General features: G+C 57.6%; 9 protein-coding genes, 1 tRNA gene, 1 other RNA gene and 6 pseudogenes. 11 read left to right on the plus strand and 6 right to left on the minus strand.

The features are described from left to right. Positions 1-171: 171 nt before the first annotated feature. Positions 172-570, plus strand: coding sequence for a hypothetical protein (locus CENDO_RS00865; RefSeq protein WP_136140355.1), 399 nt, complete (start codon positions 172-174; stop codon positions 568-570). A 370-nt stretch (positions 571-940) separates the two neighbouring features. Here the strand turns inward: CENDO_RS00865 and CENDO_RS00870 are convergent. Then, a tRNA-Ser gene (locus CENDO_RS00870) sits at positions 941-1,029 on the minus strand. A 211-nt stretch (positions 1,030-1,240) separates the two neighbouring features. On the opposite strand from CENDO_RS00870, the gene ffs reads away from it, so the two are divergent. Beyond that, an RNA gene (ffs, locus tag CENDO_RS00875) (signal recognition particle sRNA small type) lies at positions 1,241-1,339 on the plus strand. A 94-nt stretch (positions 1,340-1,433) separates the two neighbouring features. On the opposite strand, the pseudogene CENDO_RS00880 reads toward ffs, so the two are convergent. Next, positions 1,434-1,694 (minus strand): annotated as a pseudogene (locus CENDO_RS00880) (IS1249 family transposase); the annotation flags it as partial. Positions 1,695-1,722: 28 nt separating this feature from the next. On the opposite strand from CENDO_RS00880, the pseudogene CENDO_RS11360 reads away from it, so the two are divergent. Next, positions 1,723-2,059, plus strand: a pseudogene (locus tag CENDO_RS11360) (transposase). Between the two features lie 3 nt (positions 2,060-2,062). Continuing rightward, the gene (locus tag CENDO_RS00885; protein ID WP_342773415.1) at positions 2,063-2,983 is read left to right on the plus strand and encodes an IS3 family transposase; all 921 of its coding nucleotides are present in this window, start codon (positions 2,063-2,065) and stop codon (positions 2,981-2,983) included. Here CENDO_RS00885 and CENDO_RS00890 read toward each other — a convergent pair. Continuing rightward, positions 2,924-3,478 carry a hypothetical protein gene (locus CENDO_RS00890; protein ID WP_136140356.1) on the minus strand — a complete coding sequence of 185 codons (555 nt, stop codon included), beginning with the start codon at positions 3,476-3,478 and terminating at the stop codon, positions 2,924-2,926. The two genes, CENDO_RS00885 and CENDO_RS00890, sit on opposite strands and share 60 nt — an antisense overlap. 673 nt (positions 3,479-4,151) lie before the next feature. Here CENDO_RS00890 and CENDO_RS11110 point away from each other — a divergent pair. Then, positions 4,152-4,595 carry a hypothetical protein gene (locus CENDO_RS11110; protein WP_168707140.1) on the plus strand — a complete coding sequence of 148 codons (444 nt, stop codon included), beginning with the start codon at positions 4,152-4,154 and terminating at the stop codon, positions 4,593-4,595. Here CENDO_RS11110 and CENDO_RS00895 read toward each other — a convergent pair. Both CENDO_RS00895 and CENDO_RS00900 read right to left on the minus strand, forming a co-directional pair. Then, positions 4,516-4,908, minus strand: a complete 393-nt coding sequence (locus tag CENDO_RS00895; protein ID WP_210726547.1) for a replication initiation protein — start codon at positions 4,906-4,908, stop codon at positions 4,516-4,518. The genes CENDO_RS11110 and CENDO_RS00895 overlap by 80 nt on opposite strands. A gap of 465 nt (positions 4,909-5,373) precedes the next feature. Beyond that, positions 5,374-5,700 (minus strand): annotated as a pseudogene (locus tag CENDO_RS00900) (integrase core domain-containing protein); the annotation flags it as partial. Between the two features lie 81 nt (positions 5,701-5,781). Between CENDO_RS00900 and CENDO_RS00905 the strand changes: the two are divergent. Together CENDO_RS00905 and CENDO_RS00910 are read left to right on the plus strand one after the other, a co-directional pair. Beyond that, positions 5,782-6,012, plus strand: a pseudogene (locus CENDO_RS00905) (IS256 family transposase); the annotation flags it as partial. Positions 6,013-6,061: 49 nt separating this feature from the next. Beyond that, positions 6,062-7,286, plus strand: a pseudogene (locus tag CENDO_RS00910) (IS3 family transposase). Between the two features lie 35 nt (positions 7,287-7,321). Here CENDO_RS00910 and CENDO_RS00915 read toward each other — a convergent pair. Further along, a pseudogene (locus tag CENDO_RS00915) lies at positions 7,322-7,699 on the minus strand (transposase-like zinc-binding domain-containing protein); the annotation flags it as partial. A 183-nt stretch (positions 7,700-7,882) separates the two neighbouring features. Between CENDO_RS00915 and CENDO_RS00920 the strand changes: the two are divergent. From CENDO_RS00920 to CENDO_RS00935, 4 genes are all read left to right on the plus strand, one after another. Then, entirely contained in the window at positions 7,883-9,265 is a 1,383-nt protein-coding gene (locus CENDO_RS00920) for an IS3 family transposase (RefSeq protein ID WP_136140358.1), read from the plus strand. Positions 9,266-9,442: 177 nt separating this feature from the next. Further along, a complete protein-coding gene (locus CENDO_RS00925) occupies positions 9,443-10,714 on the plus strand; it encodes an aspartate aminotransferase type Ic (RefSeq protein ID WP_136140359.1) in 1,272 nt (423 codons plus the stop codon). A 91-nt stretch (positions 10,715-10,805) separates the two neighbouring features. Beyond that, the gene (locus tag CENDO_RS00930) at positions 10,806-11,267 is read left to right on the plus strand and encodes a suppressor of fused domain protein (RefSeq protein WP_246014321.1); all 462 of its coding nucleotides are present in this window, start codon (positions 10,806-10,808) and stop codon (positions 11,265-11,267) included. 36 nt (positions 11,268-11,303) lie between these two features. Next, a complete protein-coding gene (locus CENDO_RS00935) occupies positions 11,304-14,036 on the plus strand; it encodes a DNA polymerase III subunit gamma and tau (protein WP_136140361.1) in 2,733 nt (910 codons plus the stop codon). Positions 14,037-14,096 lie beyond the last annotated feature (60 nt).

Here is a 14,096-nt window from a genome sequence, read left to right on the forward strand (position 1 = left end):
AGAAGGGCTAGGTTTTCGACAAAGTCAACAGGGCCCTTATGGGCCGGTTGCTAGTCCCTGAAGGCCTTATCCTGGCCACCACCATAGCCGCGGCCCTGGGATTGCCTTGGATGACTCCGATGCGCCGGACGGGGAAACACCGGCAGGCCCACACCAGTAGAGTAGAAAGCTATGAACCACGAGGATTCCGCGCCGGACCACCCCGCCTATGATTTCCTCCCCGCGCCCGATGCCTACGCATGGGCCGGCGGGGAAGAGGGGCTTGAATTCCTCTACGCGTTCCTCGAACAGGACCTTGAGGCGTGCCTAGAGGATGAACGGGCCCTCCTGCCCCAAGGGCTGGAGGATTTGTTGGCCAGCGACTCCCTTGAGGACTACGTGTGGCTGTGGCTCAAGCACCCCGGCCCCCGCGGCTTCAAGGCGTTTATCGCAACCGGCGCGAAATTCCGTGACATTGAGGTAGACCGCGCATACGCCGCCCGCGTCCAGGAGTGGGCCATCGATAATCCGCCGCACGTGACCTGGCTGCGCGAAGACGGCTACGAGGCCCCAATTAATCCGTTTATCTAGCAGTGTCGCCGCATCATGCCCGCCCCAGGCATTTCCCGTAAAAAGGGCGCCCACCAATCAAGGCGCCCCCACGCGGCGGCAAACCCGTATCGCGTCACCCCGGGGATGGGGCGGCGGCTGCTGACTCGCCTTATGGCCCCCAGCGTCCATTGTGCGCCCTTTGGCGCTTGTTCCTTAGGGTTGGGCCTGGGGTCGGCTTCTTAGGGCCCTATACTCGGCGCTCAATTATGCCGAGGCCCCTGGCTAGCCCGCCGCTGTCGAGGTTATCGCTGGCGGGCTGTCAATTGCTGGGCGCGGCATCTAAGAAGCAAATGTAAAAGAAGGAGAAAACCAGAAATTCCCCGGCTCCGAAGAGCCGGGGAATTTCCCTTGGCGGAGGATAGGGGATTTGAACCCCTGAGGGATGTGACTCCCGCACGCGTTCCAGGCGTGTGACATAGGCCGCTAGTCGAATCCTCCGTGGAAAGACTTTACAGTAACCCCTTCAATAGAGCAAAATCCGCAGCTTAAACCGTAAAAATGGCCATTTTTAAGCAGTGTTTAGGTCGGGTTTTAAACCAACCGTGCGCCATCGGGTGCGGGGCGCGGTGTGCCACCGGGTGCGGGCGGCTACTATTCCGGCCAGAGCGGAGGGGTTTGGCGTTCGCTGCCGTTTCCGGCTAAGGTATTGGGCAGGATCTCGCGTGGCGTTTATCCTGTGAATTCCCCCAGGGCAGGAATGCAGCAAGGGTCAGCAGGCTCTGACGGGTGCGTGAGGTCCCCTTTAACGTTTTGGGGACATCCAGTGGGATATCGGGGGATACCGGAGGGTTAAGGGTCAAATGTGTGTCCGGTCGGCGTGTTGCCGGCCGGATGTTTTGTCTTTAGCCGATGGTGCCTTTTCGTATTCCGATGTTGTGTTGGTAGTCGGTTGGGATAGCGTTGTCGTAGAGGGCTGGTCGTCCTGTTTCCTGGTCGGCGTGGTTCTCGTTGTGGGACAAGGTGGATACTTTGGCGAGTGCGTCTTGTCCCCAGCGTTGCTGCCTGGCGATGTCTATCGGATTGTCAGGCAGTTCCGTTTTCATGTAGAGCCACCATTCGAGCATTTTTCGCTGGTGCTCTCCACCTCTGCCACGGTGGTTGCGGGTTGAAGTGTCCCAGGTTTTGTTCCGTTTGAGTAGATGGGAAAATCTGGATTATGCCGAGAAAATTTGACCAGGATGCGAAGGACCGTGTGGTTCGTCTTGTGGAGGACCGCATCTTGTCGGAAAATATGTCGATGCAAGCCGCGTACCAGGCAGTAGCTCCAAAGCTTGGGGTTTCGTGGCACACTGCTCGTCAATGGGTTAACAAATCACGTCGTGAAGGTCGTGTTATTGAACCTATGGCAGAAGATTTGGCTGCTGAAAATACAAGGCTGAGGCGAGAGAATCAACAGCTACGCGACACCAATGAGTTACTGAAAGCTGCATCGGCTTTTTTCGCGTCAGAACTCGACCCGAAACGTTAAGAAATGATCCGGTTCATTGATGAACACCGGGATCGTTTCACCATCGAGTTCATCTGCACGACGTTAAGAAGTAATCGTGAAGGTGGCTTCATCACTTCGCGTGGCTATCGCCAATCAAAGGCCCGTGGCATGAGTGCGCGTCGGCTACGTGACACTGTGCTGATAGAACGCATCAACGAGGTTCACTCCACTAATTACGGTGTCTATGGTGTTCGTAAGATGTGGCACGCACTTCGACGAGAAGGCATCGATATTGGCCGTGAACAAACAGCTCGGCTAATGCGGCTAGCTGGAGTTTCCGGCAAAGGAAAAGGAAAATCTCCGATCACCACCGGCAAACCCAACAGTCCGGATTTAAGGCCAGACTTGGTGTGTCGTGATTTCAAGGCGAGCGCACCGTGCAGGTTGTGGGTGGCAGACATTACGTATGTACGCACCCAGAAAGGGTTCGTGTACACCGCGTTTGTTACTGACGTATTCTCCAGGCGCATCGTTGGGTGGGCATTGTCGGATTCCATGCGCACCGAGGCCTTGCCGTTGCAGGCATTGAATCAAGCGATTGTGTGCGCGAAGGAAACCACCGGGCTGATTCACCATTCTGATCATGGTTCACAGTACGTCAGTATCGTCTACAACGAGAGGCTTGCTGAGTATGGAATTGCTGCTTCTACTGGAACCGTTGGTGATTGCTATGACAATGCTTTGGCGGAGAATGTCAATGGCTCGTACAAGAATGAGCTGATTCACACTCGAAAGTGGTCTGATGTTGTTGAAGTGGAACTCGCGACGTTTGAATGGGTGAATTGGTGGAATGAGACTAGGCTCCATCAAGGACTTGAGTACCGCACACCGAGAGAGGTTGAGTCAGAGTTTTGGAAGAACAACCCAGCCCAAGAAATAATAGAAATTAAGGCAGATGCCTAGGAACAAAACCCAGGGCACTTCAGCCTGCGCAGGCGAAAGCTCACCCTCGACCGGTTGAATCGACTCGGCGGTAACCCCGCGCTCCACGCGCGCGGTAGCCATATCAACGCCACGTTCAACCTCGTCGACAACCTCGACGGTGGTGTATTTCTGCGAACCTTCACGCTGGGTATTATCCAGCTCGCGCGACTTCTCCGGGGTCACCGACCATGTACCGTGCACAGTCAACGCAGCATCAACCAGCCCCTCAACCGTGACCGTCATATCCTCCGGGGATATGGCACCGGGGCGGATAAGTTCTGCTACTTTTTCGGCAACATCAGCGCGAGTAAACGTGGAGCGTTCTGTAACAACCGCGCTTAAAATCTGGGACGGTTTCGGCAAGAAATCCTCGGAAGATTCACGCGCATCTGCTTCATTTTTCGGCTCAAGTCCGGCCACAAATGCGCGCACCTGCGCACCGTGTTCAGCACGTGCCCACTCGGTTTCTAGCATAAACCTAGAGCGCTTAGCGCTCGTAAAGCGTGGTCAGCGCAGAAAAGTAGCCGGCGCTTCGGTGTCTCTGGTTGTGTCAGGCAACCGCTAGCAATAACTGCGAGCGCCAGGACGTCACAATCACACGGGGCAAGGAAGTCGCACACGCGACTTTCGCGGCAGCACCAAAACCTTGAACTCGACCGCGCCCGCAACCTCCAACTACGGCAGCTAGCACAAACGGATGCCGGGTTAAACCGCGCCCAACGACGCGCGAAAACGGAGATAGGGGGGGCGCGCGGAGACATCAAGAACGAGTATCACTGTCTGGTTCAGAGGCGCTTTTTCCGCGTTTGTCTCCCCCAAAGATCATTTCGACGGCGGCTCCCACAATGACCGCAGAGATGAAGAAAACTAACCAGGAAAAAGGTGATGTGAGGTCTACGTAGGAGGTCGCAATAAAGACGATAATCCCTCCTGCTAGAAGACCAATAGCGATTCCCAATATTAGGCGTTTCATGTACTTTCGTACCCCCTGTTGCAGTCGTCCTAAACGGGGAGAGAAAACCTTTGATATCCTCTCCGTATGGCTATTAAGACTCGTGTAACAGTGACCGCTTTGATTGCTGCCCTGACCGTTTCTTTCACTGTACCAGTGGCTAGCGCGACGCCGGTCCATTCTAATACGCAAACTATGGAGCAGGACTCTCTTCAGGTCGAGGATTCCTTTGATGATAGCATCCCCGACGAAGTCATGCTAACGGCCATCGAAGAGGCTTCCGAGGAATTCCCAGACCCGACTGCTGACCCAGAAGGCTACGAACGGGCTATCACGCACTCTGTACAGCGACAGATGGGCCACAATGAGGGAGTTGCTCCCCGCATAGCCCCGGCTGTGATCATCGGTGCCCGGATTGCGATGTGCGCAGCTTCTGCGTACCCCTCATTGGCCGCGTTGGATGGGAATGCAGGGTATGCCCACAACGCTGGACTGATGGGGAATATCCTTGCCTCCTGCATCGGCGGAGGTCTGGCAGGCCCAACGGTCGCAAAGTGGATCATGAAGAATCCACGGATCTTTGGGGGGATCCTGAATTCGATTGGTCTGGGACATCTGGCGGCAGACTCCGCACAGTAGATTTGAGTGCCGCTCGCCTGGTCTTTCCGGGCGTTCGTTTTAGGCACGGCGGGCGTATTCGGTTCGGGCAAAACGGTGCGGCGAGCGCCCACACGGCGTGCGCGTGCCCGTTGGCCGGGTTTTCGACCACGGCGTTGGGTCGCCAGCCGTCGCGGTCCCACATCGTCCGCAAAAGCGCGTCGTCGTGATCGATGTCGACGACCAGGAGATTGCTCACCGCGTCCGGGTTCGCCTCGATGTAGCGCTTACCAAGCGCTTTTCGCGGCTGGTGCGGTAGATCCCGTTGCGCAAATTGTCTGACGCAAGCGGCCACAACGGCAGCCAGAGCTGCTCGAAGCGCCCGTCAGGGCGAACGGTGGGAGTGGACATGGCCTAACCCTCGCATACGGGTGTGCACACCCCTGGTTCATTTTCTCGGCATGCTCAAACTAGCAAAGGAACCAAGTCAGATACTTCCGGGGGGTTAGGGGGTTCCCCTGAAGAACTCTTTCCTGTTCGAGCGAAGCTAGCTCCTTCCCCGGCGGGGTTCCTGCACACCCGGCTGTCACCCTTCCCTTGCACCCACCGGTCGCCCCTTCTCCCCGGACCATCGTCGACCCGTCTCACTTCCCGCGCTCCGGGCCGAAAACCGGCCCTACAACCACACACCTTACGCACTCTTAGTGACACCGGGACATAATTCATCCAACCTAATCTTGTTAAGAGAGGTTTTACTTAACTGCCTAACGCCAGGGGAACCGTATATTGAAGCGTCCTGGGTTTCGTTCCGCTTCTTTTACTACCCCATACTGACGGGCTGGGTGAGATAGTACTCGATTTCTACTTCTCGTGGGGTGGCGTAGTCCAAAGCTTCATGAAGCCGTTTGGTGTTCCACCAATGCACCCACCGCAAGGTCGCCAGTTCGACTTCTCCGACCGACGTCCACGGGCCCTGGGCATGAATCAGTTCAGCCTTGTAGAGACCGTTGACTGTTTCGGCTAGTGCATTGTCGTAAGAATCGCCGACTGTTCCCACACTCGGGCGGATTCCTGACTCAGCTAGCGCAGTGGAATACTTCAGTGACACATACTGGCTGCCCCGATCGCTATGGTGAATTAACTGGTTTCCATGGATTCGCCCGAGAGTGTCTGATGGTTTGTGTGTGGGTACCTAACCCGCGCAAGGAGATGGACCACAATGACAACTATGGCACGACGAGATCCGGCTGATAAGGCCAAGATTGATGCGATTGAAAAGAAGCTGCTTGCTAACCCTGAAATCGCGAAACTGATTGATGACCTAGGCACGTCTACAACGGATGCCAATGACTTGGTTCGCGGCATGTTACAAGCCTCGATTACCAGAGGCCTCAACGCTGAAATGGATGCCCACCTTGGCTACGAGTCTGGCGACAGGAGCGCTAAAGCTGCTGCTGGATGAAGCGTCCTGGGTTTAGTTCCTACCTCAGCTAAGGAAGGATTGAACTATGCCTAGAAAATATTCCGTCGAGTTCAAGGAGAAGGCGGTCCATCAGATCATCGAAATGGTCCGCCTGGAGTCTTGCTCACTGCAACGCGCCTACACGTCAGGTCGGTGAGCTGCTTGGAGTATCCCACCACACGTTGCGGGCTTGGTACCGTGACAGCGCCTGCGTACGCGATAATTCTGACGCTTCAGGCGGCGAAACAATGGAAGAAGAGCTCAAGCGTCTGCGCCGCGAAAACCGCGAACTGAAACGAGCAAACGGGATTTTAAAGACAGCTTCGGCTTTTTTCGCAGCGGAACTCGACCGACCCACGACCAAATGATCTCCTACATCGACGCGTACAAGGATCAATTTGGGGTCGAGGCCATCTGCCGAGTCCTTAAACAAGCAGATCGTGGATTCATTACTTCACGCGGCTACCGCAAAGCCACCACACGTGTTCCCAGCGCAAGGGCCTTAAGCGATAGCCTGCTCATCCCAGAGATACGGCGTGTGCATGCGCAGAATTTCTCGGTCTACGGCATCCGTAAAATGTGGTACGCGATGAACCGTGAAGGCTTTCATATCGGCCGCGACAAGACAGCCCGGTTAATGAAACTAGCCGGTGTTTCCGGCCGCCGACGTGGACGAACCCCTGTGACAACGATTAACTCAAAGGCACCGGATCATCGCCGGGGACCTTGTGCGCCGAAACTTCCGTGCGCAGGCACCAGGCAGGCTTTGGGTTGCCGACATTACCTACGTTCGCACCCTGTCAGGATTCGCCTATACCGCGTTTGTCGTGGATGTATTCAGCCGAAAAATTGTTGGTGTCGCTACACGCTCGACGATGCGCACCGACGCGCTGCCGATGGAGGCTTTGGAGCATGCGTTAACGACTGCAGGGCGAATCCATGGAAACCAGTTAATTCACCATAGCGATCGGGGCAGCCAGTATGTGTCACTGAAGTATTCCACTGCGCTAGCTGAGTCAGGAATCCGCCCGAGTGTGGGAACAGTCGGCGATTCTTACGACAATGCACTAGCCGAAACAGTCAACGGTCTCTACAAGGCTGAACTGATTCATGCCCAGGGCCCGTGGACGTCGGTCGGAGAAGTCGAACTGGCCACCTTGCGGTGGGTGCATTGGTGGAACACCAAACGGCTTCATGAAGCTTTGGACTACGCCACCCCACGAGAAGTAGAAATCGAGTACTATCTCACCCAGCCCGTCAGTATGGGGTAGTAAAAGAAGCGGAACTAAACCCAGGACGCTTCACAGGCGAGGACGTGGTCTAGGGTTGCTGCCACGATAAGGCACCCACCGGCGGTGTAGGTGCCGTCAAGAAAGATTTGATCGTAGATACGGCCGGTATGACCGATCATGGGGTCGGGTATCTCAACGAGCCAGCACCAGGAAAAACGCCGTTTTATGGTGGAGAGGCTGACTCCGGCTGTGAGCGCTGTTTGTTGTAAAGATGTGGTGGATGTGCAGTGCTCGATAAAACTTCGAAACACCGCTGCATTGCTGATATCACTGCGGGTCTTGGTGACGGAGGCGCCGCAGGCTGTGCAGCGCCATCGAGTTTTACCGCTTGTTGTGGTGCCGTTGCGTTTCATGACATTGCCGCAGTGGCAGCGTGGTCGGTGCTTGGGCATTGAATTACCACACCACCGGGCACTACCACATCAAAGCTGCCACACCGTGTATTTCCAGCCCAGTCATTCGATATATGCTCCGCGGGCATATATTTCCAGCAAATACCTAGTTCAGAGACCGAAAAACTCTAATTCCAGACACACATTTTGGGGATGCGGACGAAATCCTGGAGGATTTTCCGCATGACTAATATTCGATACACGGATGCCCAACGACTTAAGGCATTAGAAGTATTCGACAGAACTCAATCTGCTACACAGACTGTCCGGGAGTTGGGCTACCCAGGCCGTTGGACGCTCCATCGCTGGATTAGGGAACGTTCTGAACCCCCAGCCGCCCCTATTCGGCGTACAAGCTTGAAACGCTACCCATTTGCGACAAAGCTTAAAGCTGTCGAACTCTTTGTCTCCGGCATGTCTCCTGATGCCGTTGCAGCCGAGTTGTCGCTGAACTCGAAAATGAGCGTCTATGCTTGGGCTCAACGATTCCGCGAAGAAGGAAAGTGGGGGTTGATGAGCGCAACTGAACGCAAACAGTCAGCAGGTATCGTAACTCACAAAGCTTTTGAAAAGTCACTTCCAGACGATGCGACGGAACTTAAGAAGCTGGCAGCGCGCCTATCAGTAGAAAAGGCTGTGTTAGAGAAAGAGCTGGAAGAAATAAAAAAAGACGACAGCATCGACCCGACCAACCTCAGTAACAGGTTTAAAGCCATTGTGGTCGATGCGTTACGGTCTACGTTCCCAATTTCACTGCTGCTCGATATCGTCGGACTATCCTCATCTAGCTTCTACTACCAGCTCAACGTGCTCAAGGCCCCTTCAAAATATGCGGGGCTGACCGAAAAAATTACCGAAATCGTAGAAGATTCCGGATTTAGTTACGGATATCGTCGCGTATGGATTCAGCTGAAAAACTTAGGCATCAAGGTCAGTGAGAAAGTTGTACGTCGAATCATTTCTGCCGAAGGGTTAACGGTGCGCTACGTTAAGAAAAAGCGTGGTTATTCGTCATATCGCGGTGAGATTTCAGATGCACCGCCGAACCTGGTTAAACGGAATTTTCATGCTGATAAGCCTGGGTTACTGTGGTTGACAGATATTTCAGAATTCCCTGCTGATGACGGAAAAATATACTTTTCAGCGTTGGTGGATTGTTTCGACGGAAAGATTGTAGGAGCAACGACGAGCCACCATCCCAATCAGAAACTTGCTGACGATTGCCTAGCTCAGGCGATTGAAAGTGATGGCCCTGCAGACCCAACAAAATTAGTGATTCATTCCGATCGGGGTTGCCATTACCGAGGTAACAGTTGGATCCAAGCCTCCCGGGACATCGGCTTTGTTCGTTCGATGTCGAAGAAAGGATGCTCACCGGACAATTCGGCGTGCGAGGGATTGTTCGGTCGAATGAAGAATGAGATGTTTTACGGGCGTAAATGGCGCCATCGCGACGAGTTAGAGCACGCAATTCATGACTATGTTGACTTCTATAACGAACGAAGAATCAAACTTGAATACGGCGGATTAAGCATCAATCAACGCCGACGCAATTTACTACTCTAAATGTTCCTAAAAAATGTCCGCATCCCCTTTTTTTGACCCTTAACCCATACCGGAGACCGGGAATCGCGGGTTAGAAATCGCGGCGCAGGGGGCGCTAGTCGCTGATATTCGTGATACGGGCCATTATGATGGTTGGGGATAAAACTTCTCCATTACCGGAAGGCAGGCGAGCATTAGATGTCGCTCCTGGAACTAAACCCTGAACAACTCAAGGAACTCACTGAGCAGACCCGCACGCAGTATGAGGAGCTCAAGGCCAAGGGCCTCAAGCTAGACCTCACCCGCGGTAAGCCATCGCGCGCGCAGCTGGATCTGTCCAATGATCTGCTAGAGCTGCCGGGCCAGGACAATTTCACCGACGCGGATAATGTGGACGCTCGCAACTACGGCAACGCTAAGGGAATCCGTGACATCCGTGAGCTGTGGGGCAACCTGATTGGCGTCCCACTTGGAAACATCCTCGCGGGGGATTCTTCCTCTCTGAACATTCAGTTTGACCTGATCTCCTGGGCGTACACCTTTGGCACCAACGACTCTGAGCGTCCATGGTCCCAGGAAGAATCCCTCAAGTGGATCTGCCCGGTCCCGGGTTATGACCGCCACCACACCATCACTGAGGCCTTCGGCTTTGAGATGATTCCTGTTCCTATGCTGGAGGATGGCCCGGATATGGCCGCGGTCAAGGAATTGGTCAAGGATCCCGCGGTCAAGGGCATGTGGACCGTCCCGGTGTACTCCAACCCAACCGGCGTGACCTTCTCCGAGGAGGTTGTCAAGGAGCTCGCGTCCATGGAGACCGCCGCGCCTGACTTCCGCATCCTGTGGGATAACGCTTATGCCGTGCACCCGCTGGGCGATGAGTTCCCGGAGCTCATCGACGTTCTCACCGTCTCTGAGGAGGCCGGTAACCCTAACCGCTTCTGGCAGTTTTCTTCCACCTCGAAGATCACCCACGCCGGTTCCGGCGTAGCGTTCTTTGCCTCGTCCGAGGCCAACCTGGAGTGGTACCTGAAGTATGCCGGCGTTCGTGGGATTGGCCCTAACAAGATGAACCAGCTGGCGCACGCCAAGTTCTTTGGCTCCGCCGAGGGCGTGCGTGCGGTGATGCGCCGCCACGCCGGCCTGCTCAAGCCAAAGTTTGATGCGGTTCTAGGCATCCTTGAATCCCGCCTGGGCAAGTACAACGTTGCCCAGTGGACCAAGCCTGAGGGCGGCTACTTCATCTCCCTCGACGTGGTGGATGGCACCGCCACCCGCGTGTGGGAGCTGGCCAAGGATGCCGGCATCGTGCTGACCAAGGCCGGCGCCTCCTTCCCGTTGGGTGAGGACCCCAATGACCGCAACATCCGCCTGGCGCCTTCCCTTCCACCGCTGGAGGAAGTTGAGGCCGCCATGGATGGCGTGGCCACCTGCGTTCTGCTCGCGGCCCTGGAGAAGCTGGAGGCATAAAACCATTAATCGCGAAGAGACCGCCCTGTGGTTAGACCAGGCCATCCCGGCGCCGCTTGAATTTAAGTACGTTGACGGGCGGCATCTAGGCTTGGCCTCGCTGGAGGGCGGCCAGTCTCTGGCGGTGACCACGGAGTTTAGTCAGGTGGATACGGGCCTTCAGCTTGCCGACGCCTCCTCGACGGACGTCCGCACCGAACTCCTCGCCGTGGCCCGCGGCACCCAGGCTGACGTGGCCGCCGTTGTGCTGGGCGCCGCAGAGTCACTGGAGAAGGCGCAGGGGATAATCCCCGCCCAGCCCGGGGTCATGCTGCCGTCTATCGTCGATATAGAGGGCATGAGCGTCAAGCATGGTTTGCTCATCGCCCCGTACCTGTGGGGCGGGGATTCCCCTCAGTTCACGGAGCCCGGCCGCATGACATTGGTATGCCAGCTGCTGATGCTTACCGATTCCGAGTATGCCTTCGTCGTGGAGGAGGGCGTGGCGGCGTTTCAGGCCGCCGCGGAGGAACACGGAATCGACCTGCTGGATTACGCTCGCGCCAACGAGTAGGGGAGCTTGTCCGGCTGAACCGGTAGACTTTGCCCCGTGGCTCTTTATCGGAAATATCGTCCAGCAACTTTCGCAGAGGTAGTAGGCCAGGAACAGGTCACCGCACCATTGTCGGCAGCCCTTGATTCGGGGCGCATCAACCATGCGTACCTATTTTCGGGCCCGCGCGGCTGCGGCAAGACCTCCTCGGCCCGCATCATGGCGCGTTCCTTGAACTGCGCCCAGGGGCCTACCTCACAGCCGTGTGGCACCTGCCCTAGCTGCGTATCCCTGGCCCCTGGTGGGCCGGGCAACCTGGACGTGACTGAGCTTGACGCCGCGTCCCACAACGGCGTCGATGACATGCGTGAACTGCGTGATCGCGCCTACTACGCGCCGGCTGAGTCCCGGTACCGCATTTTCATCATCGATGAGGCGCACATGATCTCCCAGTCCGGCGCCAATGCCCTGCTGAAGGTGGTTGAGGAGCCGCCGGAGCACGTGATTTTTATCTTCGCGACCACTGAGCCGGAGAAAATCATCGGCACCATCCGTTCGCGCACCCATCACTACCCGTTCCGCCTTCTAACCCCGCCCGCCATGAAGGGCCTTTTGCAGCGCACGGTGGCCTCTGAGGACGTCCATGTGGATGATGCGGTGTACCCCATGGTCATTCAGGCCGGAGGCGGTTCCCCGCGCGATACTTTGTCCATCCTGGACCAGCTCCTTGCCGGCGCGGGCCCTGACGGATTGACCTATGAACTTGCCCGCCCGCTGCTGGGGGTCACGGATCTCACGCTCATCGATGACACCATCGCGGCTCTGGCGGCCGGGGATAAGGCCGGGCTGTTCAAGCTTGTCGATGACGTGATTGAGGCCGGCCATGAGCCCCGCCGGTTCGCCGTGGACCTGCTTGACCGCCTGCGCGATTTGATGGTCTTGCAGGCCGTCCCTGATGCCTGCGAGGCGGGATTGGTGGATGCCCCTACTGACCGCGCCTCAGTCCTTGCACAGCAGGCGCAGTCTTTCAGTGGTCAGCACCTGGCGTTCTTGGCCGCCAAGGTCAACGAGCAGGTAGCGCAGCTGCGTGGCGCCACGTCGCCGCGCCTGCTGCTGGAGATCTTGTGCGCAAACTTGGTCTCCGCGGCCGCTCCAGTGCAGGAAAACCAGCCTTCCTTCGAGGCTCCTCGCCAAGGCGCTTCGGCTCAAAGCGCATCCGCTCCGGCCGCCGAGTCTGAGCGTCCTTCCCGCTCGGGGCAAAGCGGAGCCGAGGCCGCCGCGGCAGCCGCGGCCGCCATCGCAAACCGCCGGCGGAACGCGCAGCAGGTTAAGCCCGAACCAGGCCAGTCAACCCAGCCTGCCCAAGCGGCCCAACGGACTCAAACAGCTGAGGCACCGCAGCCCGCAGAGCCGGCCCAGCAAGCGCAGCCGTCCCAGCCGGAGCCAACGCAGCTGGCGGGGCCGGCCCAGCTCAATTCGTCTCAGCCCGCGCCTGAGTCTGCGCCAGCGCCGGGGCAGGCTGCCCCATCCCAGCCGGAGGAGCAGCAGGAGGTTGCAACGCCACAGGCAAGCCCGGAGGAGCTGACTGAAAAGATCCGTTCCGAGTGGGCCGCCATCCGTGTCGCCGTGGGCAAGAAGCGCAAGCCGGCGGAAATCATGCTGACGGAGGCGCGCGTCCTGGGGATAAAGGATGGCACCCTAGTCCTCGGCCACACCACGGGTGCCTTGGCGGAACGCTTGAACGCGGATGACAATAATTCGGCGATCGTCGAGGCGCTGAAGGAGCGCCTCGAGGTAGAACTTTCGGTTAATTGCATCATTGGAACCGACCCGGAAAAGGCCGGGTTCTCGGCCCCGGCTGGGCCTCGGCCAACGTGGAATCCACAGAAGGAATCGGCTCAGGAAACCGCGCATGACGAGCCTGAGTCTGACGAACAGGAGCCTGAGAGTCCGGCTCCTAAGCGGCAGGAACGGCCAGCGCCACGGGACCAAGGCGCGCAGCGGGACCGGCCGGCGCGGGCGGAGGAAGCAGAGGCCGGAACTCATGAGCAATCGCCAGGAGACGTCTACTCTGGCCCGGCTGAGGATGAGCAACCACGCAGCCAGCACGAGGCGCAGCAGGAGGCTAACCCCGAGGTAGAAACCCCAGAGGAAAAGGAGGCCGAAGCCGAATCGCAGCCGGCAGCACAACGGGCCCCGGAATCCTCACCCGCGCCAAAGGCGTCTACCGGAGGGTGGGGCGCACCGCGGCCCATCGGCGGAGAGAACCCGCAGCCCGCCCGCGAGCAACCCGATGAGGTAAACCATCAGCCGCAGGAACAGCCAGCGCACCGGAGCTTTGGCGAGGCTGCGCGCCCCGCGCCACCGCAGCCGTCGCCGCGGGCGTCGCAGCCCGCGCAGCCACCGCAGCGTCACGGGAGGCCCAGCTGGCAGGATAAAATTGCCCAGGTTACCCAGTTGACCGCCCAGCGGGAGGAAGAGTTCAACAAAAACGCCTTTAGCAATGGCGTCCCGCTGCCGCCGGAGCCTGAGGATGACTACCCGCCAGCGCCGCCGGAGGAGGAGAATTACTATCCGCCGCGTCAGCAGCACCAGGCTCCCGCGCAGCAGGCGGGCCAGGCGAACAACCAGACGGCGGCGCGCCAAGAGCCACCACAACCGTACAGCCGTGACGATGAAGAACGGGAGATGATCGAGGCCGCCCAGGAGGCAGGCGAGCATGATCACCGCTCTTCCACCGAGGTTGCGATGGAATTGTTGGAAAAAGAGCTAGGCGCGCGCAGGGCCTAGGAGCCCGCAAGCAAGGTGTTTAGCTGAAAGCGATCTGCAGGCCGCTCAGGAAGCCGATGC

Source organism: Corynebacterium endometrii (assembly GCF_004795735.1).
Taxonomy (GTDB): Bacteria; Actinomycetota; Actinomycetes; order Mycobacteriales; family Mycobacteriaceae; genus Corynebacterium; species Corynebacterium endometrii.

Bases quoted from the DNA above. Each gene is read 5' to 3' on its own strand.
- CENDO_RS00885 (WP_342773415.1), top strand. From the start codon at position 2,063: ATGATCCGGTTCATTGATGAACACCGGGATCGTTTCACCATCGAGTTC.
- CENDO_RS11110 (WP_168707140.1), top strand. From the start codon at position 4,152: ATGGAGCAGGACTCTCTTCAGGTCGAGGATTCCTTTGATGATAGCATC.
- CENDO_RS00925 (WP_136140359.1), top strand. From the start codon at position 9,443: ATGTCGCTCCTGGAACTAAACCCTGAACAACTCAAGGAACTCACTGAG.
- CENDO_RS00920 (WP_136140358.1), top strand. From the start codon at position 7,883: ATGACTAATATTCGATACACGGATGCCCAACGACTTAAGGCATTAGAA.
- CENDO_RS00890 (WP_136140356.1), bottom strand. From the start codon at position 3,478: ATGCTAGAAACCGAGTGGGCACGTGCTGAACACGGTGCGCAGGTGCGC.
- CENDO_RS00865 (WP_136140355.1), top strand. From the start codon at position 172: ATGAACCACGAGGATTCCGCGCCGGACCACCCCGCCTATGATTTCCTC.